We start from the raw sequence: 19,821 nt of genomic DNA on the forward strand, positions 1-19,821 counted from the left end.
ATTGACGCCTGACACCGCGAACCACTGTAAGGGCCGCGCTACATTCTTCCAGACAAAGTCAACCTCTCCGCTCATCCATCACCGCTTTCCCCTTGCGCACCCGCCCGCAATCCTTAGCATCCGCGCCATCGAATCCGGCGGCGTGCAGGTCGCCAGAATCCGGGCAGTCCGCTCCCCAGAAGGCGGCGGCGCCGGGCTATGAATTGAAGGAGAGAGAGCGTGGCAGGACATAATCCCGAAGGCGTGTTCGTGAAGGAGCCCGGCAAGGTCTGGATCAACGGGCAATGGCGCGCGCCTAACAGCGGGCGGTTCATCGAGCTGGTTTCGCCGAACACCGAGCAGGTCGTCGGTGCCGTGGCGGAAGCCGATGAGGCGGACATGGACGCTGCCGTTGCCGCCGCCCGCGCTGCCTTCGACCATGGCCCGTGGCCGCGCATGAGCGTTGCCGAGCGCAACGAGATCATGAAGAAGATCACCGCACATCTGCAGAGCCGCGCGAGCGAGTTGGCCAAGGCCTGGACCGCGCAGATGGGTGGCCTCGCGAGCTTCGCGCCCGGCATGGTCGCCGGCGCAACCATGCAGTTCGATCAGACCCGCGAGGTGGGTGCCAACTTCCAATATGTGCAGCAGCGCGAGACGCAGGCCGCTGCCGCTGCCTATCTCGTCTATGAGCCGGTCGGCGTGGTCGCATCCATCGCGCCGTGGAACGGGCCTTATGGCATCATGGCCTCCAAGGTCGCCAATGCGCTCATCACGGGCTGCACGGTCATCATGAAGCCCTCGCCCGAGACGCCGCTGGAGGCCTATATCATTGCCGAGGCGTGCGAGGCGGCGGGCGTGCCGGCAGGCGTCGTCAATCTCGTCTGCGGGCATCGCGAGGCGAGCGATCACCTTGTCTGCAATCCCGGCGTGGACAAGGTGAGCTTCACCGGCTCCACCGTGGCCGGCAAGCGCATAGCCAGCGTGTGCGGCGAGCGGATCGCGCGCTGCACACTGGAGCTGGGCGGCAAGTCCGCTGCCATCGTGCGCGACGATTTCTCCGCCGAGGAGACCGCCAAGCTGATGACGCAGACGATCAGCCTGCTCTCCGGGCAGGTCTGCGCGATGCTCAGCCGTCTGATCGTCCCGCGCGGCCGGCAGGACGAGATTGCCGACGCCATTGCGGCGGAAATGCAGAAGGTGAAGATCGGCTATTCGGACGATCCGACGACGCAGCTCGGTCCGCTTGCCATGAAGCGCCAGCTCGAGCGCGTGGAAAGCTACATCGAGGAAGGCAAGAAGACGGCCGATCTGGTGACCGGTGGCAACCGCCCCAAGCATCTCAACCAGGGCTATTTCATCGAGCCAACGCTGTTCAAGAATGTCGATAACAAGTCGAAGATCGCCCAGGAGGAAATCTTCGGCCCGGTCCTCAGCATCATCCCGGTGGATAATGAGGAGGAGGCCATCGCCGTCGCCAATGACAGCAATTACGGCCTCTCGGGCTCAGTGCTGACCAAGGATGCGCAGGCCGCGTTCGACGTCGCCCGGCGCATCCGCACCGGCGGCATCGGCCAGAACGGGCTGAAGGTCGATTGGGGCCTGCCTTTCGGTGGCTACAAGCAGTCCGGCATCGGCCGCGAGGGCGGTGTGGACGGGCTGATGGCCTATCTGGAGGTCAAGGCCATGTACATGGACGCGCCGGTCAACGCGGCGTGAGCCAAAAGGGGATGAGCCGCGCGGCGCTATATGACGCGGCGGAGGCCTATCTCGCGGCGCTGGGGCGCAAAGACCCCGGCGCCGTGAACTGGGCGCCGAACGCGTTCATCACCGAGAATAATGTCCGCCTCCAACCGGACGATGGCCTGTGGGGCACCATCGAGCGGCTGGGCGACTATCGCCTGATGTTCGCCGATGAACAGACGCGACAGGTCGGTTATTTCGGCACGGCAGTCGAGCCGCTGGATGAGAGCGCATACACCGTGCGCCTCGGGCTGGACGAGGGGGGCGGGGTAGCGGAGGCCGAGACCATCGTGGTGCGGCAGGTGGACAGCTCGCCGGTGTTCGAGAACCAGCGCTTCTATGACAAGCCTATCCTGAATGCTGCAGTCGAGGAGCCAGTCTCCCGCGCAGAAATGATCGCCTTGTCAGATGGTTATTTCGAAACCTTGCAGCGCAATGACGGGACGATCCGCACGAAATTCCACCCCGATTGCAACCGCGTCGAAAATGGCGTGCAGACCACCAACAATCCCGAGTTCGCCAAGCTGGTGCCGGTCGCCGGACTGCCGTGCGAGGCGCAGTTCCGCACCGGCAATTACCGTTATGACGATCGCCTGCGCGGCCGCCGCTTTCCGCTGGTGGACGAGGAGCGGGGGCTGGTGCTGGCTTATGGCTTCATCGATCATTGCGGGCGGCTTGATCATTACACGCTGACCGACGGCACGCAGGTCCGCTCGCACATCCGCCGGCCGCATAGCTACTATCTCGCCGAGCTGTTCAAGATCGATCACGGCATGATCTGCCAGATCGAAGCGAATTTCATCACTGTGCCCTATCATATGCCCAGCCCGTGGGATGCCCGCCCGGAGGTGGGCGCCCGCGCCGCCTGATCGTCCAAGGAGCCGCAATGTCCTTCTCGACCCTCGACCAGCCCGTGCTTGAGTTCGCCTTCGAGTGCCGCCTCATGTTCACGCGGGTCTTCGGCGTGCCCAATGTCCATAATGGCGGCTTCCGCTCGGCGGTGCTCGTGGATGAAGGGCATTTCGAGGGGCCACGGCTGCGGGGGCGGGCGGTGCCCAATTCCGGCGGCGATTACGCCCATTTCCGCGATGACGATACCGCCGTGTTCGATGCCCGCTATCTGCTGGAGACGGACGATGGCGAGATCATCTACATGCAGAACAAGGGCTATCTCTGGGGTCGCAAGCCGGACTCCATGGCCAGGCTGCGGGCCTGGGCCTTCGAGGGCGGCGAGCCGGTCGCGCATGAGGATTATTATCTGCGCGCGCAGCCGACCTTCGAGACGAGCAAGGGCAAATATGACTGGATGACCCGCCATGTCTTCGTGGGCGTCGGTGAGCGCAAGCCGGACGGCAATCTGGTGCGCTATTATGCGCTGACCTGATCCACGCGCGGTGCGCCGGGCCGTTGCCGGGGCGATTGCGTGCGACAGATGACACATTAGCTGCTAGGGCGACGCCATTAGCGCGAACCCTGCTCGCAAGCTGTCGCGATAACTGAGAGACCGTCGTGCTCCCGCTTGCCGTGTCGGGAGACGCTCATGGAAGATTTCAATCGCCTTTTGCACGATCAGCAGCGCGCGCTGATCGATGCCCAGTTCGCCGGCTGCAACCAGCGCCATCATGCCGCGCGGGAAGCCGCATGCTCTGTGTCCGCCCGCATCAAGGCGCATCCCTATCCCTACCGTCTGCGCTCGGCCACGGCCATGCGCGCGGTGTTCGCGCAGCAGGGGAGCCTCGCCGCATGAGCCGCGTCGTCATCCTCGCCGCCCCGGAAGCGGATGTGCTGGCTTATTGTGCCAAGGCTGGCATCGGCCTTTCGGTGGTCGAGCCACTGCCCAGCGGCCAGACCCGCGCGGTTCTCAACAATGTTATCGATGCCGACAAGGTGCGCAAAGGCATGAAGGCGATGGTCGTCAGCGGCCCGGTCGCGCGCTCGCCGCTCTATGTGAGCCGCACGCAGTCGCCCTATCGCTAAAGCGGGTCGCCGCGCCGGTCAGCCGGGCGGTGGCGCCAGCGCGCAGGCCACGTCGGCGATCAGCCCATCGCGCAGGGTGTAGAAGATGAACTGCCGCATCTCCTGCACCTCGCCGGCCTTGATCGGGAACAGCCCGCCCGCGCCATTGGCATCGAGCGTCGCCCGGTCGAGGTCGCGATAGGCCTCGATGCGCACGATGGCGTCGACGGCCGTCAGGGTGTCGCTCGACGCGAAATTGAGCACCCGCACGCTCTCATGAACATGGGCGTGGAGGAAGCTGTAGAAGCGCTTCATGTCCTCGCGGGATTGCAGCGCGACGCCGAAGAAGCGCATGTCCATCGGCTCCGCGTAAAAGTCGCAGACCGTGTCATAATCCTTGGCATTGAACGCCGCGAGATAGCGCTCGTAATCGGCGCGGTTCATGCCGGTTGCGCCGCCGCAGCGCCACGAGCTGCTTCGGCCAGCATCGCGCGATTTTCCTCGACCATCTGGCGGACGGAGCGGGCCGGGCGGCCGGTCAACGTCTGCACGTCATCGGTGCGCAATTCCAGATAGCCCTCGCGGATCGCGCGGCCGAAGGTGACCATGTCGTCGCTGTTCCAGGGAATGCCACTCACATATTGGTCATCGACCGGGCGCCGGGGAATGCCCATACTGTCGAAGATGGCATATTGCTGCGCGTCGTCGACGGGAATGTGCTCCACCGGGCAGCCCGTGATCTGCGTGATGAGCGCGGCAACCTCGCCAAAGGTCTGCAGTTCCGGCCCGGTGATGTTGTAGATCTTGTTCTCATGGCCGGGCGTCGTCATCGCGGCGACCGCGCAGTCCACGCAATCGTCGCGCCAAACCATGGCTTCGCGCCCCTCGCCGGCATTGCTGAACCATTTGCCGGTGGCCAGCACGTTCGGCCCGGCCATCAGGATCATGGCGTCGGCATAATGCGCGTCGCGCAGCGCCGTCCACGCCATGCCGGAGGCGCGCATCGCCTGTTCCGTCTCGATATGGTCGTGGCGCACTTCCGCCGGGTTGTTCGGGTCATCGATGCCGATGAAGCTCGTGTAGAGAATATGGCGGACGCCGGCGGCCGCTGCCGCATCGATCGCCGCCTTGTGCTGGACGACGCGGGCCCCGACCCGCGTGCCGGAGATGAGCAGCATTTTTTCCGCGCCCTGCACGGCGGCGGCCAGCGTTTCGGGCTTGTCATAATCGCCATAGCGCACCTCGCAGCCCTGCGCGGTACGGTCCGCCAGTCTGTCCGGCGAGCGGCTGATGAGGATGAGCCGGTCTGCCAGCCCTTTCTCGATCAGCCGATCCGTGGCGGCCCGGCCATATTGGCCCGAGGCACCGGTAATGACGATCTTGCCTGACATGCGTTTAGCCTCTCCTTTTCCGGTCTTGCTTGTTGCGACCGATTCAGAGCCAGTCTAGCGATCCTGCGGGGCAGGGCAACGGGTCGCCGGGCCGGGATCGAGATCGAGGCAGCGGCCATCGATCCGGTCGGCCGGCAGGGTGACGCCGATCTGCGCCGCGAGGGTCGGGAGGATATCCACCGTCTCGACTGCCTGGGGCTGCTCCATGTGCATCAGGCCTTTGCGCCAGAACAGCATCGGCACCCGGCGATCATAGCCCCATGGGCTGCCATGGGTTGAAACATAGCCCGGCGCCGGCGTGGCAATGGGCATGATGCGCGGCTTGAGTAGAAGGACGAGATCGCCCGACCGCTCGGGGTCGTAGCTCGCCTTGGCGATCGTCGCGAGTGACCAGCTTTCCGGCGATCCGGCGGGGGCCGGCGCGGCCTCGATATCCTTGCGGGTGAAGACGGCCTCCACTTGCCGGTGGCTGGCGTAGAAGGCCTTGGCCTCGGCAATGACGCGGGTGCGCTGGGCGGCGGTCAGCGCGGCATTCACATAGATGTCGCCAAAGGGATTGGTGCCGAGCAGCAGCGTGCCCTGCGCGACGGTAATGCCGGTGCGCGCGCTGATCGCGGCGCTTACGGCACTCGGGTACAGGGCCGGGTCCGCGCGCTCGGCATCCGCGATGGCCTGCTCGCGAAGCCGCTCGGGGATGTCCGGCCCGCCATGGTCGGCGGTGAGCATCACCATATAATCGAGGCCGGTCGCATCCAGCCGATCCAGGAAGCTGGCGAGGGCATCGTCCAGCGCGAACATCTGGATGCACATCTCGGCGCCGCGATTGCCGTAGCTATGGCCGATATAGTCGGTGGCCGAGAGGCCGACGATCAGCAGGTCGGTGGTGTCGCCGCGCCCGAGCTGCTGCGCCTCCAGCTGCTTGACGGCGAGCGCCAGAACGGCGGCATCGGCTTCCGGCGATGTGCGGAAGGCGCGAACATCGCCACCGGCGCGGGCGAAATGCCCGTCACCGACGCTGAGCGTGTCGGTTAGGCGGACGGCGCGGTCATTGGTCTTGCAGAAGGCGGGCACGTCCATCGCCGGGCGGGGCTGGTCGAAGGTCTTGCGCACCCCGGCGTTCACCTGCTCGATCAGAGGCGTCAGCGGCATTCCTCGATAGCTGGTGAAGCCATTGCCGCCCCACCACCAGATTTGGTCGACCACCGGCCCGCCCATCATGATCGCCGAGCGATCCTTGCCGGAGACGGACACTACCTTGGCCGCCGGATTCTGCGCCTTCATATAGCCGCCGAGAGTCGGCACGCGGAGCATCTTCACGGACGGGGCATAATCCCGCGAGCTCGTGCCGGGCACGTCGGGGTCTTCGGCGCAGTAGACGGTCTTGTCGGCGCGGGCGATCTTCTGGTCGATCCAGTCATTGCCGATGATGCCGGTGCGCGCGGGGCGGCTGCCGGTCAGGATGGTCGAATGACCGGGGCAGGTCTCCGTGGCAGCGTGGCCCTGATAGCCATTGGGGAAGACGATGCCCTGCTGCAAGCGAGCCAGGCCGCCGGTGAAGGCGCTGCGATAGGCGCCGAACAGGTCGGTCGAGAACTGGTCGACGGAGATGACGACGAGCAGCTTGGGTGGGCTCTGCGGCGCCTCGGATGTGGGAGTAGCGGGCGCGGCTGGAGTCTGCGCGGGCTGGGCCAGCGCCGGGCCACTCAGGGCCAGCGTTGCGGCAAGGCACAGGCAAGCAGGGAAACGCATAGATTCTCCTTGGGGTCGGGGCGGCGCGCGCTTACAGAACGGCCAATGATCCGTTTCATGGCTTTTCCTGTGCGCCGGCTCAATGGCGTTTTGATGACGCTAGGGGTTCTTCTGGCAGCATTGCTGGTTGGCCCAGCCGCTTTTGCGCAATCTGCGGCCCCAGCCGATGGCGGTGCGTTCGGGCAGCGCGGGGCACCGAATATCACCGCGAGCCTTATCGCCGAGACGGACCGCCCGGCGGCCGGGAGCACCGTCACCCTCGCTATCGTGATGAAACCCAAAGCCGGCTGGCATGGCTATTGGGGCAATCCAGGCGATGCCGGGCAGGGGATGCAGGTCGCCTGGGATTTGCCGACAGGCACCGGCCTGAAGATCGGCGATTTCCGCTATCCTGTGCCGGATCGGCTGCTGATCGCCGGGCTGATGAACCATGTCTATGAGCATGACTATGCCGTGCTGGTCGATCTTGCGGTGCCCGCGGGCCTGTCGGCTGGCACCGTCTTGCCGGTGCGCGGCAAGGCGCGGTGGCTGGCCTGCACGGACGCGATCTGCGTGCCGGAGCAGGGCGAAATCGCGACCACGCTGACCATTGGCGATGGCGCCACGACGGCAGCCTCCCGCAAGGTCTTCGACGGATTTCGCGCGGCACTCCCCCGTCCGCTCGATCAACCCGCCCGTTATGCGGTGGCCGGCGGGACGCTGAGCATTGCCGTCCCCTATCCGCAAGCGGCGCCGATGGGCGCGCCATGGTTCTTTGCGACGACCCAGGACGTCGTGCGCTATGCGCAACCGCAGACCGTGCGTCGGGCAGGCGACTGGCTGGTGGTCGAGGTGGGGCTGGCCGAGGACGCGTCCGTGCCGGCTGCGGTCGAGGGCGTGCTGGCGGTTTCGCCGGGCGTCGCGCTGGCGATCAGGGCCACGCCCGGCGCGGTGCCCGAAGGGGGCGAGCGGCTGACCGTGGCGCCCGATGGCGCCACAACGGCTCAGCCGGCCGCGAAGACCGGCCTTGGCGCGGTCCTGCTGATCCTCGGTGGCGCCTTTCTGGGTGGGCTGATCCTCAATGTGATGCCGTGCGTGTTCCCGATCCTCAGCCTCAAGGCGATCAGTCTCGCCAAGGCGGGCGGGGATGAGCGGCAGGCCCGGCGCGATGCGCTGGCTTACACTGCCGGCATTCTCGTCACTTGTCTCGCGCTCGGGGCGCTGATGCTGGCGATCCGGGCCGGCGGTACGCAGGTTGGCTGGGCCTTCCAGTTGCAGGACCCGCGCGTGATCGCGGTGCTGCTGATGTTGATGGTGGCGATTACGCTCAATCTTCTCGGCGGGTTCGAGATCGCATCGCTTTCGGTCGGGCAGGGGCGGGCCGGGCAAGGCGGGCAGGCGGGCGCATTCTGGACCGGCGCGCTGGCCGCCTTCGTTGCGACGCCCTGCACCGGGCCGTTCATGGGCGCCGCCATGGGCGCGGCGCTGGTGCTGCCCTGGCCGCTGGCGCTGGCGGTGTTCGCCGGGCTCGGCCTTGGTCTGGCATCGCCGTTCATCGCCATTGCCTGGGTTCCGGGACTGCGCCGACTGATGCCGCGCCCGGGCGCGTGGATGACGCGCTTCCGGCGCATCATGGCAGTGCCGATGGGGCTGACGGCGCTGGCACTGCTCTGGCTGCTCTCGCGGCAGCTTGGTGCCGGCGGTGTGCTGTTAGGCGTACTGCTGGCGGGCGGCGTGATCCTGGCCCTGCTGCTGCTGGGGCGTCGCCAGCGCGCCGGCGGTGGCGTCAACTGGGCCTTGGGTGGGCTGGTCGCCGTGCTGTTGAGCGGCGCTGCAATCGCCGCGCCTGCGCTGGTGCGCGGGGATCGTCCCGTAGCGGGCGAAGGGCTGGTGGGCGAGCCGTTCAGCGAGGCCCGGCTGGCCGCGCTGCGGGCGCAGAACAAGCCGGTCTTCCTCTATTTCACGGCGGACTGGTGCCTGACCTGCAAGGTCAATGAGGCCAATGCCATCGATACGCAGGCGGTGCGCGAGGCCTTCGAGGCGGGCGGGGTTGCCCCTATGGTCGGCGACTGGACCAATGCCGACCCGGCGATCAGTCGCTTCCTCGAAGCACATGGCCGCTCGGGCGTACCTCTGTACCTCTTCTATGCACCCGGCGCTGCGACGCCGCAGGTCCTCCCGCAAGTGCTGACATCCGGCACGCTCACCGCTTTGGCGAAACGTTGACCATGGCCAAGAAGCGCCTCGATCAATTGCTCGTCGAGCGCGGCCTTGCCGAGAGCCGCACCCGCGCGCAGGCGCTCATCATGAGCGGCAATGTGCTGGTCGGCGACAAGACTGTGGACAAGGCGGGGCAGGCGGTGCCGGAGGAGGCGGAGATCGTCCTCAAGGGGCGGGATCACCCCTGGGTCTCGCGTGGCGGCCTCAAGCTGGCGCACGCGCTGGAGGCGTTTGGCATCGATGTGACCGGGCTGGTGGCAATGGACGTAGGCAGCTCCACGGGCGGCTTTACCGACGTTCTGCTCACCCGTGGCGCAGCGCGGGTCTACGCCATCGACAGCGGCACCAACCAGCTTGCGTGGAAGCTGCGGCAAGACCCCCGCGTCATCGTCCACGAGCAGACCAGCGCGCGCATTCTGACGGCCTCCCATGTGCCCGAGCCGATGGACATCATCGTCTGCGATGCCAGCTTCATCAGTCTCGCCAAGGTGCTGGAGCGCCCGCTGACCTTTGCGGCGCCAGCCGCCCGGCTCGTCGCGCTCATCAAACCGCAGTTCGAGGCGGGGCGCGAAGAGGTCGGCAAGGGCGGCGTGGTGCGCGATCCCGAGGTTCACGCCCGCGTCTGTGCGGAAGTGGAGGCCTGGCTGGCGGCGCAAACGGGATGGCAGGTCACCGGCCTCACCACCAGCCCGATCACGGGGCCGGAAGGCAATGTGGAGTTCCTGATTGCCGGCGCACGCGTGCCAGGATGAAGCAGGCGCGATCCTCTCCCGTGCAATCGGCATGCGGGAAGGGCTGGCGCGGCGCAACGCCATCGTTAAAGTCATGTCAACGCTGTGGGGATTCGGCATGAAGTGGGAGCGCGCGTGAACCAGATTGCATCGCGAAGTCAGTTGCGGATGTCCTTCCTCCGCTGGGCGCTTGTCACCATCCCCGCCATCGAGTTTCTCGGCTTTGTGTCGGGCTATCTGTCCAACAGCGGTTATGACAATCGCTGGTTCGATGCGCTGAGCAAACCGGCATTGGTGCCGCCCGGCTGGGTGTTCGGCACGGTGTGGCCGACCCTCTATCTGCTCATGGCCCTGGCGCTGGCGATGATCCTTCACGCGCGCGGCGCGAGGGGGCGGGGGCTTGCCATCACGCTCTTCATCGTCCAGCTCTGCATCAACCTCGTCTGGTCGCCCTTGTTCTTCGGCGCGCATCAGGCGACGCTGGCTTTCTATCTGATCCTCGTCATTCTCGTGCTGGCCACGATCACCACCATCCTGTTCGGGCGGATTCGGTCTGTCGCGGCGTGGCTGATGGTGCCCTATCTTTGCTGGTTGGGCTTTGCGAGCGGGCTCGCCTTCGATATCGACCGGATGAACCCGGATGCCGAAACCCTTGTTCCGGCCGCCGTGCGTACCCAAATCTAGGCGATGGCCGCCATCAGCGGCGGCGAAGGATCAGACCCATGCAAAGTGAAAACCGCTTTTTCGACGACCTGTCCAAGATCATCAACGGCGCCGCCGGCACCGTGGCCGGGGTGGGTCGCGAGTTTGAAAGCAACGCCCGGGAGCGCGCGCGCGAGTGGATCGGCGGGCTCGATTTCGTAAGCCGCGAGGAGTTCGAGGCGGTCAAGGCCATGGCGGCGCAGGCGCGCGAGCAGGTCGAAGCACTCGAGGCGCGGCTGGCTGCGCTGGAGGGCGGTGCGTCAAAGGCCGGCAAGCCGTCGGACAAGGCCGCAAGCTGAGTTTTCGACCGGCTATCCCGCATTTATCCACAATTTATTCACAGCAACATATCGCATTCCGGACAGGTTGGGCACGGCTTCGCTGCCGCCTGCCTTTCCGCTCGCGCCGTGTCGTGCTACGAAGGGCTGTCCAGCAGGGGCAGGACGGCGCTGGCCGTTACAGGAAGTGGACTGACGGTTTTTGAGTATGATCGACCGGGATGAATTTACAGGCGGCGAGCAGGAAGCCGAGCCGATCGATATGCTCGCGGCCTATTTCGAGGCGCATGACTGGCCCTTCGAGCATGTCGGCGAGGACGAGCTGGTCGCGCGGCATCGCGGCAGCTGGACCGAATATGAGGTCCGGGCGATCTGGCGTGACGATGACATGGTGCTGCAGCTTCTCGTGCTGCCGGACATTCGCGTCGCCGATGATAAGCGTCTGGCGATCTGCGAAACCATCGCCCTTATCAACGAGCAGCTTTGGCTGGGCCATTTCGAGCTGTGGTCGGCGAGTAGCACGCTGCTGTTCCGTCATGGCGCCTTGCTCGGCCCCAGCGGATCGCTGACGCTCGATCAGGCGCAGTTGCTGGTGGAAAGCGCAATCGACGAGTGCGAGCGCTTCTACCCCGTCTTCCAGTTCGTGCTGTGGGGCGGCAAGAATCCCGCTGAAGCCATGGCCGCCAGCCTGATCGAGACGCATGGCGAAGCCTGAGGCTGGCCCGATGTGGCCTTCGCACCTTCTTCTGCTGGGTTGCGGCAACATGGCCGGGGCCATGCTGCTGCGCTGGCTCGACGAGGGCCTGCCCGCGGAGCGCGTGACGGTCGTGCGCCCCAGCGGCAAGGCGGTTGCGCCGGGCGTGCGGGTTCTGACCGCGCTCGATGGGCCGGTGGAGGGTGACACGCTGGTGATGCTCGGCTGCAAGCCGCAGCAGCTGGCGGACGTCGCCGGGGCAACGGCACCGCTTCTTGGGCCTGAGACGGCACTGCTTTCGATCCTCGCCGGCGTGCCGATCGCGCGCATTCGGGGTGCTTTCCCGGCCGTCCAGTCGATTGTCCGGTGCATGCCCAATCTGCCCGTTCGGGTCGGCAAGGGTGTCAGCATTCTCAAGGTGGAAGACGCGGCTGACGGACGGGCGCGCGATCTGGTCGGTGCCATGTGCAGTCGCCTTGGTCTGGTCGAATGGCTGGACGATGAGCAACTGTTCGATGCCGCGACAGCGCTCGCAGGCTGCGGCCCGGCCTTCGTCTATCGCTTCATCGATGCGTTGGCTGACGCCGGCGCCGAACTCGGCCTCGCGCCGGATGCGGCCGCGCGCATGGCGCTCAAGACCGTGGAAGGCGCCGCGTTGAGCGCAGCGGCGGCGGATCGCCCGCCCGCCGATCTGGCGGATGCGGTGGCAAGCAAGGGCGGCATGACCCGCGAAGGGCTGGACGTGCTGGATCGGTCTGACGGCCTCGCTCCGCTCGTCATGGAGACGCTGAAGGCTGCGCGGGACCGGGGTGCAGTTCTCGCTGCCTTGTCCACCAAGGCCAGCTGAACCGTCAGCGCGCGATTTGCAGGGCGGCGACCAGTCGCTGCGTTTCAGGATCGAGCAGGCTTTCCAGCACCCGCCAGAAGCCGGTGACGGAGGATTGCCCCGCTGCCGAATAGGCCGCTGCAAACCGCTCGCGCACGGCATCGAACAACGCCTGCTCGATGGCCTGCCCGCCAGGCGTCAGTTTCAGCAGCTTCTGACGGCGGTCGCGGTCGCCTTTGTTGACGACGAGCAACTCGCGCTCGATCAGCTCATCGAGCACGCGCCCCAGCGACTGCTTGGTCACGCCCAGCAGCGCGATGAGCGCCGACACACTGAGATTGGGCCGCCGCGCGATGAAGTAGAGCGCCCGTTGATGCGCGCGGCCGAGCCGATGCTCATCCAGAATTGGGTCCATGGCCTGTGCGAACGCCATATGACCAAATTGCAGCAGCTCGATCCCGCGACGGATTTCCTCCTCGCGCAGGAACAGGGGGGAGGCTGCGGGACTGGATGGGGCGTTGCTCATGCGCCGTTTCATAAGGCCTGTGGGCAGGCGATGGAACTTCGTTCCGCAGCCCGATTACCCCTTTCGCAAGCAAGGCGCACAGGGGGAGCATATTCGCCTAAAGAGATCGCCAAACCACCGTTTCTCCGGCTTGGCATTTGCGCCCGGCCCTGTATATGGGCCGCTCGCAGCGCGCGATGCTGGGGCGTAGCCAAGCGGTAAGGCAGCGGTTTTTGGTACCGCCATGCGGAGGTTCGAATCCTCCCGCCCCAGCCATATTTTCCAGATCAGTTCATATGTGAAGCGCCAATGCGGCAGGCGAACGCAGCGCCAGCGTCATTGCGCGGCGCAAGCGCTCCGTCGGAAGCTCAGTCCTGCAGCGCGGCCATGGCGAGCGCGATCGCGCCCAGTGGGCCGGCTTCGTCGCCGAGACCTGCGAGGCACAGACGTTGCTCGACCGTCTCCTGCGTGAGGAAGGGCAGATAGCCGCCCAGATCCCGCAGCAATGTGGTGCGCACGGCTGGCAGGAGCGCAGCGCGGCTGGTGGCGACGGTTCCGCCCAGCAAGATTCGCTCGGCCGCCGTGGTGAGGAACAGCGTGGCAGCGAGTTGCGCGAGATCGGCCGCCACGAAACCCCAGCGCGGATCGTCATCGGCGACGTCCTGCGGGCTGGTGCCGAAGCGGGCGGCGAGGGCGGGGCCGCTCACCAGTCCTTCGATGCAGTCGCCATGGAAGGGGCAGGCACCGGCAAAGCTGTCGCCCGCCGCGCGCCGCACATGGATGTGGCCGATTTCCGGGTGCATGGCGCCGTGCACCGGCTTGCCGTCAACGAGCAGACCGCCGCCGATTCCGGTGCCGATGGTGATATACCAGAAGCAATCGAGATCGCGACCGGCACCCCAGCGATGCTCGGCAAGGGCCGCGCCGTTGACATCCGTATCGATGGCCATCGGGCAATCGAGGCTGCGCGTCAGCCCGCCGGCAATGTCGGCGCCCGCCCAGCCGGGCTTGGGGGTGGGCAGCATATGGCCGAAATTATCGGATTTGCGGGACAGAGCGATGGGGCCGAAAGATGCGATGCCAATCGTGGCAATCGGCGCATCCGCGTGCCAGGCGCGCAATTGTGCGTTGGCGGCGGCCAGCGTCTCGTCCGGCTGGGTGGTCGGAATGCGAACCCGCTCGACGATGCGATCACCTTGAGCGAGCAGGACGAAGGTCTTCGTCCCACCCAGCTCGACCCCGGCAAGGCGCGTGCTCGACATGGCTCAGTCGATAATCCGCGTCGTCTCGCCATCCAAGGCGAGACGAAGGAACGGCGCGAAAGTGCCGGCAAAGCGCTTAGCACCCTCGGCAGCCTCGCCACGGCCCCAATCGTCCGCGAAGGCCGTGACGGAGAGATCCGGCAGCACCAGCCAGCTATAAGCCTGACGCGGCGCTTCCGGCGGGTTGGCGATGACGAGGCCGGAACCGTTCAAGGGTTTCCACCCGTGCGTGATCTGCTCGGACACCATGCCGTAGAGGCCCGTCGGGGCACGGGGGGCTTCCGGGTTGAACACATGGGTCTGTGTGGACCAGAACAGATAGTAAAGTCCATTGGCCAGCACGATGTGCGGGCGCTCCAGCTCGTTGTTGAGGTCATCGGCGCTGATGATCGGCGCGGTCACCTCCCACTGGCCGATGGCGTCTGGCTTGGCCCGCGCTGCGCCGATCACGCCATTATAGGCAGATTGCGAGGTGGCCAACGAGCCGGTGAACAGCAGCCAATGCTCGCCGGTCGCCGGATCGAGCAGATAGCCGGGATCGCGAAAGGCCTTGATGGTGCCGAGGCCGCCACCGGCCGACAGCGGATCGGCATAAAAGCGCTGGTCGCGCGGGAAGGATTCGCGCAGATTGCGGCAATTCTCGACGGACCAGCCGCCATCCTGGCTAACCAGATCGGCCTCGACCTCGAACAGGCGTTGCTCGAAGCTGAGTTCGCTCTCGCCGCGAAAGCCGGCGGCAGTGAAATAGAGCGTCAACCGGCGCCCGTCATTCTCCAGATAGGCCGAGCCAGACCATTCCCGGCTGCCGGGCGAGAAGCCGTCCGGCATCACCGGGCCATAATGCCGCCAATCCTCACCCCTTCGCTCGAACAAATGGATGCGGGCGTGGCCGTGACGCTCATCAGGGTCGGCAAACCAGGGGGAGGCCAGCGCCATCCAAAGATCGGCCGGGGCCGGCGAACCGTCGCGCTTCAGGATGGGCCAGGCGTCCCACACGCAGACATCGTCACTGATCCGAGCCACATCGGCCTCGCCGATGAGCGGCGCCACGCAGGATGGGGTCAGTTTGAGGTGCTTAAGCTGTTCGACCGTCCAGCGGGTCGTGCTGATATCGTTCATGGAGAGCCAGTTAGGTCAGAGAAAGAAGAGGGCGCGAGTGCGCAGGAGGCCGGGGCAGGCGATGTCCGGAAAGGAGGCGTCCGCAACTGTGTTGCAAGGCCATTGACCCCTCGCGCCATGCTGCAAATATGCGCGCGATTGCGCCTGAATTTCGATCATTGTCCCCGTTCCTCAAGTCCTCGCAACCAATACGCCATTGGCAATCGATTACAACCATTTTGGAACAGGGCTGTCGCAGCGGAAAATCGGTCCGTCAGGTGGAGCCGCGCACCACTAGAGCGGGGTTGAGAATGATCGAACCGGTCTGTCGGCCCTCGATGCGCTTGAGCAGGCAATCGACCATCTGCGTGGCGCCGCTGGCGATATCCTGATGGATCGTGGTCAGCGGCGGCACGATGCTTTGCGCAATCGGGAGGTCATCGAAGCCGACGATTCGCACATCGTCGGGGATGGACATACCCCGGCTGATGACGGTCTGGACAGCGGCGAGGGCAATCATGTCCGAAGCGGCGAAAATGCCGTCAGGCAGTTGATCGACCTGATCGAGATAGGCGTTGATGTCCGGCGCACTGAGCTCCGGCGCGAGGTGGGTCGGCACTTCGGTCAGCATCACCTCTGCCGCATGATCCTGCTGCACCGCGCGTGCGCCCTGCAGGCGCTGGGCGATCTCGATGGCGCGGGGATTGCCGAGGAACGCCACGCGCTTGCACCCGCGTTCGATCAAATGGCGCATCGCCATCTGGCCGCCGAGGAAATTGTCGGTGCCGACCGAGCAATGGCTTTGGCCCTGGGTGAATGCGCCCCAGGCGACCATCGGCAGATAATGGCCGGCGGCGGCGTTGAGCACGGCGGACTGGTCGGACTGGCCAATGATGATGAGGCCATCCACTCGCGCGGTCTTGATGATGCCCTCCAGCCAGTCGTCCCGGTCCGGGATGACACGCGAGAGCATCAGGTCGAAACCGCGCTCGGTGAGTTCATCGGCCAGGAAGCCGATGATCGTCATGAAGAAGGGGTCGGAGATATGCTGGGCGCGCTCATGGCCGAGCGGGATGACCACGCCGATGGCCCCGGTCTTGCGCGTGCGCAGGTTGCGGGCCAGTGGGCTCGGCTGAAAACCATGCTGTTGCGCCAGCTTGCGGATGCGCTCGGCAGTCTCGGAATTGACCACGGCCTTGCCGGCCAGCGCGCGGGAGACGGTCGCGGCGGAGACACCGGCGAGCTCTGCCAGATCGTAGATTGTCCGAACCTGCTTGGGTTTCAACGCTCCTGTGTCCTCTCGCATCCAAAGGCCAAACAAATGGCATCTCTAGGGCGCAGGCGGGTTTTGCCAAAGCATTTTTCCGGCGCGGGCCGCAGCGTCCGCGCCGGGAGGGCCCGTCAGGCGGTCGGGCCGGTGTCGCCGATGATGACTTCCTTGCGGTAATCGGCGCTGTTGCGCTCGGCCAGACGGCTCGCAAACGGCTGCTTGCGCCAGTTCCAGATGCACTGGATGGCAAGGCCCGTCGCCATCAGCGCACCGAGCGCGATGCTGTAGCGCGCGTCGCCGAGCCCGTCGCCGATCAGCGCCATCGCAAGCGGGGCGATGACAGCGCTGAGGCAGGTGAAGAACAGCAGCAGCCCTGCAACCGAGCCGTGCCGCGCTTTCTCGAAGCAGCTGATGCCGGTCGAGTTGATCGTGGGGTAAAGCACGGACATGAACAGGCCGGTGGCGGGCAGGGCGTAGATGGCGACGCCCCGATCCCCCAGCACGGCGATCCAGAACAGGATCGTCATTGCGACGGTGCACACGGCGAGCACGGCGGTCCAATCGTAACGCGCCAGCAGCCACACGCCGAGGAAGCGACCGGCCGCGCGCAGCACGAAGAAGATCGAGACGGCATAGACCGCGAGCCACGCGTTCGAGCCCTCGTAACTGGCGAGGAATGTCGGCGTCCACACGTAGATCGCGGCTTCCGCGCCGACATACAGCATCAGAGCGGTGGCGAAGAACATGGCGGTGGGATCGGTCATCATCCGGGCAGCATCGCGCGGATCGGCAGGCTTTTCATCGGCCCGCACCGGGGTCGGGAAGCGCGCGCCGAATGCGCCCAGCACGAGCAGGGCGCAGATGCCGGCGGCGAGGAAGTAGACCCACTTCCAGCTGAGCCCTTCCTGCAGCGACCAAGCGACGACGGCCGGGCCGACAATCGCGCCAGCGCCGAAGAAGCCCTCGACCAAGTTCATGATCGTCGAATGCTCGCGCGTCGAGCGGGAGATGTCGCCGATCAGCGCGAGCGCGCCGGCCTTGAAGATGCCGATGCCGATGCCGGAGATGAACAGCAAGGCGACGAAGAACAGAAAGTCATGCCCGGCTGCGAAGGCGACAGAACTGAGGCCAAAGAGCGTCAGGCCGATCAGGATCGTCGCCTTACGGCCGATGCGGTCTGCCAGAAAGCCGAGCGAAATGGCCGAAATAGCGATGCCGGACATCGTCGCATATTGGAACGATCCGGCCGCCGTCATGCCCAGATTGAACTCGCGGATGATCTGCGGAATCACCGTGCCAACCGAATCGGTAGTCATCGCGAACATCGCGAACATCAGGAAGACCAGCCATTTCAGCAGGGCCGATGCGTTGCTCGGCTGGATGTGGGGGCGTTCCGTCACTTCGCGATCCTCTCGGCCTTATTGTTCCATCGCAGCGTCGGTCGAACCAGGCTGCATGCAGATTATCATTCCGCAGCAAACGCGCGGCGAATGAGGGCATGGCTGTAATCGATTGCTTTCGGAATGTCGATTGGCTCAGCGTCGGCAGATTTGCCGGGCGGCTCGCACTAGCCGGGCGGCTTGCAATGCAATCGATTACCGCTAGTGTCTGCGGCGATGTGAACATAAGCCGGCTCAGCCGGCGACGATGATGGGACAGGACTGATGGCGAAGGAAGACGGCGCACTGGATCGCAGGGGCTTTCTGGCGGCAGCGGGGATCGCGGCAGCGGTGGCCGGTGCAGCAAGCGTGCCGATCGCCGCTGCCCAGCCGCCAGCCGGGATGCCGCCTCGCGTCATTCCGCCTTCCTGGACTGCCGCGCCGACCATCGACCTGTGGACGGGCGCGCCGCCCGAGAGCGGCTTTTCTGCACGTCCTCTGCCGATGGACAAGGCGCCGCCGGTCTTCATGCACAATGTCGACAAGCCCTATCTGCGCGTCTTCCGTCCGGCCAAGTCCAATGGCCGTGCGGTGCTGGTCATTCCCGGCGGTGCTTACATTTTCATTTCCATCGACAATGAAGGGGCGGAGGTCGGGCAGGCGCTTGCGGCGCAGGGGTATACGGTATTCGTCCTCGTCCACCGGCTGCCGGGGGAGGGCTGGACCAACCGGTTCGACGTGCCGCTGCAGGATGCGCAGCGCGCCATGCGCCTCATCAAGTCGATGGTCGGAACCTACGGCATCGATCCCGATCAGGTGTCGGTGCTGGGCTTCTCGGCCGGCGGGCATCTGGCGGCGACGCTCATCACCGATTTCGCGCAGCCGGTTTACGCCCCGCGCGATGCCATCGACCGGCTCGATGCGAGGCCGCGCACTGCCGGGCTGATCTATCCGGTCATCAGCATGCGCATGCCGGATACCCACGCGGATTCGCGCAAATATCTGCTGGGCGAGAAGCCCGACCCCGCATCGGTCGCCCGGCGCTCGCCGGCCGCCCATGTCGGGCCGCAGACGCCGCCCACGTTCTTGATGCACGCGCTCGACGATCCGGCGGTGCCGCCCTCAAACAGTCTGGAGATGCTGCAGGCGCTGCGTGTCGCGGGGCGGCCGGTGGAGGCGCATTTCTTCGAGGAAGGCGGCCACGGCTTCGGGCTGGGCTGGCCGCAACTGCCGGTCCGCCAGTGGCTGGGGCTTTTCGTAGCCTTTCTGGATCGGCACGCCCGGCCGGAGGGCTGAGGAAGGCTCACAGCTTATTCCCTCTTCTTCAGAGGAGGGGCCGGGGGCGAGGGGGCCGGAGAGCCATGGCTGCCATGCAGCCGCGCAAGAAAACGCGCTCGGACACCGCCATTCTCCCGCCGGACCTTGGCGGTGCGTACCGCTTTTGATATCGCTGTTGGCATGGCGATAAGCGACATCATCGATGCCAGTTCGACCGCAGCGGTGATCAGCAATCCCCGGCTGCCCGATAATCCCATCATCGCCTGCAATGAGGCGTTTCTGCGTCTTACCGGCTATAGCCGCGCGGAAATTCTCGGGCGGAATTGCCGCTTCCTGCACGGGGCCGAAACGGAAGCCGCATCAAGCGAATTGCTGCGCTCGGCTATCCGGCAGAAGAAGCCGGCTATTGTGGAGATCACCAATTATCGCAAGGATGGCTCGCCGTTCCGCAATGCGGTGATGATCGCGCCGATGTTCGACACCGATGGCGGGCTGGAATATTTTCTGGGGTCTCAGGTCGAGGTTGCGGCCGTGGCATCCGCCGGGCCGGACAGCCGCAAGGGCATGGCCACCGCACGCGTCTCGGCACTCACCGAACGGCAAAGGCGAATCCTGGTGCTGATGTCTGCCGGAAAGCTCAACAAGCAGATCGCATTCGACCTTGGTCTCAGTGAGCGGACCGTGAAAATGCACCGCGCCGCGCTGTTTCAGGCGCTGGGCGTCCGAACCGGAGCGGATGCCATCCGACTGGCTGTCGAAGCCGGTTACTGATCTCGCGATC

21 protein-coding genes and 1 tRNA gene are annotated in these 19,821 nt (G+C 65.6%); 14 read left to right on the forward strand and 8 right to left on the reverse strand.

Annotated features, from left to right (window positions below; translation table 11 throughout):
- The first annotated feature begins 219 nt into the window (after window positions 1-219).
- The 5 genes from M2337_RS08900 (at window position 220) to M2337_RS08920 (ending at window position 3,699) form a co-directional block, all read left to right on the forward strand.
- Window positions 220-1,698, forward strand: a complete 1,479-nt coding sequence (locus tag M2337_RS08900) for an aldehyde dehydrogenase (protein ID WP_264569936.1) — start codon at window positions 220-222, stop codon at window positions 1,696-1,698.
- Between the two features lie 11 nt (window positions 1,699-1,709).
- Window positions 1,710-2,591, forward strand: a complete 882-nt coding sequence (locus tag M2337_RS08905; protein ID WP_264569937.1) for a hypothetical protein — start codon at window positions 1,710-1,712, stop codon at window positions 2,589-2,591.
- 17 nt (window positions 2,592-2,608) lie between these two features.
- Window positions 2,609-3,106 carry a DUF3237 domain-containing protein gene (locus M2337_RS08910; protein WP_181559250.1) on the forward strand — a complete coding sequence of 166 codons (498 nt, stop codon included), beginning with the start codon at window positions 2,609-2,611 and terminating at the stop codon, window positions 3,104-3,106.
- Between the two features lie 156 nt (window positions 3,107-3,262).
- Entirely contained in the window at window positions 3,263-3,469 is a 207-nt protein-coding gene (locus tag M2337_RS08915; RefSeq protein WP_264569938.1) for a hypothetical protein, read from the forward strand.
- Window positions 3,466-3,699: a hypothetical protein gene (locus tag M2337_RS08920; RefSeq protein WP_181559252.1), complete on the forward strand. Its 234-nt coding sequence runs from the start codon at window positions 3,466-3,468 to the stop codon at window positions 3,697-3,699. The genes M2337_RS08915 and M2337_RS08920 overlap by 4 nt, the downstream gene beginning before the upstream one ends.
- Before the next feature lie 18 nt (window positions 3,700-3,717).
- Here the strand turns inward: M2337_RS08920 and M2337_RS08925 are convergent, their stop codons facing one another.
- The 3 genes from M2337_RS08925 to M2337_RS08935 are packed head-to-tail and all read right to left on the reverse strand — an operon-like array spanning window position 3,718 to window position 6,818.
- Complete coding sequence (locus tag M2337_RS08925) at window positions 3,718-4,122, reverse strand: nuclear transport factor 2 family protein (RefSeq protein ID WP_264569939.1); 405 nt, start codon at window positions 4,120-4,122, stop codon at window positions 3,718-3,720.
- Window positions 4,119-5,069 (reverse strand): SDR family oxidoreductase, encoded by a 951-nt coding sequence (locus tag M2337_RS08930; protein WP_264569940.1) that lies wholly within the window; start codon window positions 5,067-5,069, stop codon window positions 4,119-4,121. Before M2337_RS08930 ends, M2337_RS08925 begins: the two co-directional genes overlap by 4 nt.
- Before the next feature lie 54 nt (window positions 5,070-5,123).
- Window positions 5,124-6,818, reverse strand: coding sequence for an alkaline phosphatase family protein (locus M2337_RS08935; protein WP_264569941.1), 1,695 nt, complete (start codon window positions 6,816-6,818; stop codon window positions 5,124-5,126).
- A gap of 57 nt (window positions 6,819-6,875) precedes the next feature.
- Here M2337_RS08935 and M2337_RS08940 point away from each other — a divergent pair, with 57 nt between their 5' ends.
- From M2337_RS08940 to M2337_RS08965, 6 genes are all read left to right on the forward strand, one after another.
- Window positions 6,876-9,023: a protein-disulfide reductase DsbD family protein gene (locus M2337_RS08940; RefSeq protein ID WP_264569942.1), complete on the forward strand. Its 2,148-nt coding sequence runs from the start codon at window positions 6,876-6,878 to the stop codon at window positions 9,021-9,023.
- 2 nt (window positions 9,024-9,025) lie between these two features.
- On the forward strand, window positions 9,026-9,769 hold the full coding sequence (locus M2337_RS08945) for a TlyA family RNA methyltransferase (protein WP_264569943.1): 744 nt from the start codon (window positions 9,026-9,028) through the stop codon (window positions 9,767-9,769).
- 114 nt (window positions 9,770-9,883) lie between these two features.
- Complete coding sequence (locus tag M2337_RS08950; RefSeq protein WP_264569944.1) at window positions 9,884-10,432, forward strand: TspO/MBR family protein; 549 nt, start codon at window positions 9,884-9,886, stop codon at window positions 10,430-10,432.
- A gap of 38 nt (window positions 10,433-10,470) precedes the next feature.
- The gene (locus tag M2337_RS08955) at window positions 10,471-10,749 is read left to right on the forward strand and encodes an accessory factor UbiK family protein (RefSeq protein WP_264569945.1); all 279 of its coding nucleotides are present in this window, start codon (window positions 10,471-10,473) and stop codon (window positions 10,747-10,749) included.
- 187 nt (window positions 10,750-10,936) lie between these two features.
- Complete coding sequence (locus M2337_RS08960) at window positions 10,937-11,443, forward strand: YbjN domain-containing protein (RefSeq protein WP_181559260.1); 507 nt, start codon at window positions 10,937-10,939, stop codon at window positions 11,441-11,443.
- Window positions 11,430-12,269: a pyrroline-5-carboxylate reductase family protein gene (locus M2337_RS08965; protein ID WP_264588594.1), complete on the forward strand. Its 840-nt coding sequence runs from the start codon at window positions 11,430-11,432 to the stop codon at window positions 12,267-12,269. Before M2337_RS08960 ends, M2337_RS08965 begins: the two co-directional genes overlap by 14 nt.
- Before the next feature lie 4 nt (window positions 12,270-12,273).
- Here M2337_RS08965 and M2337_RS08970 read toward each other — a convergent pair whose 3' ends face one another.
- Window positions 12,274-12,774, reverse strand: coding sequence for a MarR family winged helix-turn-helix transcriptional regulator (locus tag M2337_RS08970; protein WP_264569947.1), 501 nt, complete (start codon window positions 12,772-12,774; stop codon window positions 12,274-12,276).
- Between the two features lie 180 nt (window positions 12,775-12,954).
- Between M2337_RS08970 and M2337_RS08975 the strand changes: the two genes are divergently transcribed.
- Window positions 12,955-13,029: transfer RNA gene (locus tag M2337_RS08975), tRNA-Gln, on the forward strand.
- A gap of 92 nt (window positions 13,030-13,121) precedes the next feature.
- On the opposite strand, the gene M2337_RS08980 is transcribed toward M2337_RS08975, so the two are convergent.
- The 4 genes from M2337_RS08980 to M2337_RS08995 all read right to left on the reverse strand — a co-directional run bounded on the left by M2337_RS08980 (window position 13,122) and on the right by M2337_RS08995 (window position 17,783).
- Complete coding sequence (locus M2337_RS08980; RefSeq protein ID WP_264569948.1) at window positions 13,122-14,015, reverse strand: ROK family protein; 894 nt, start codon at window positions 14,013-14,015, stop codon at window positions 13,122-13,124.
- Between the two features lie 3 nt (window positions 14,016-14,018).
- Window positions 14,019-15,134 (reverse strand): glycoside hydrolase family 68 protein, encoded by a 1,116-nt coding sequence (locus M2337_RS08985; protein WP_264569949.1) that lies wholly within the window; start codon window positions 15,132-15,134, stop codon window positions 14,019-14,021.
- Between the two features lie 253 nt (window positions 15,135-15,387).
- Window positions 15,388-16,398, reverse strand: coding sequence for a LacI family DNA-binding transcriptional regulator (locus M2337_RS08990; protein ID WP_264569950.1), 1,011 nt, complete (start codon window positions 16,396-16,398; stop codon window positions 15,388-15,390).
- 116 nt (window positions 16,399-16,514) lie between these two features.
- Window positions 16,515-17,783, reverse strand: a complete 1,269-nt coding sequence (locus M2337_RS08995) for an MFS transporter (RefSeq protein WP_264569951.1) — start codon at window positions 17,781-17,783, stop codon at window positions 16,515-16,517.
- Window positions 17,784-18,047: 264 nt separating this feature from the next.
- Here M2337_RS08995 and M2337_RS09000 point away from each other — a divergent pair, with 264 nt between their 5' ends.
- A complete protein-coding gene (locus tag M2337_RS09000; RefSeq protein WP_264569952.1) occupies window positions 18,048-19,058 on the forward strand; it encodes an alpha/beta hydrolase in 1,011 nt (336 codons plus the stop codon).
- Window positions 19,059-19,220: 162 nt separating this feature from the next.
- On the forward strand, window positions 19,221-19,811 hold the full coding sequence (locus tag M2337_RS09005; RefSeq protein ID WP_264572221.1) for a PAS domain-containing protein: 591 nt from the start codon (window positions 19,221-19,223) through the stop codon (window positions 19,809-19,811).
- Window positions 19,812-19,821: the final 10 nt, after the last annotated feature.

This window comes from Sphingobium sp. B2D3A, assembly GCF_025961795.1.
Lineage (GTDB): Bacteria > Pseudomonadota > Alphaproteobacteria > Sphingomonadales > Sphingomonadaceae > Sphingobium.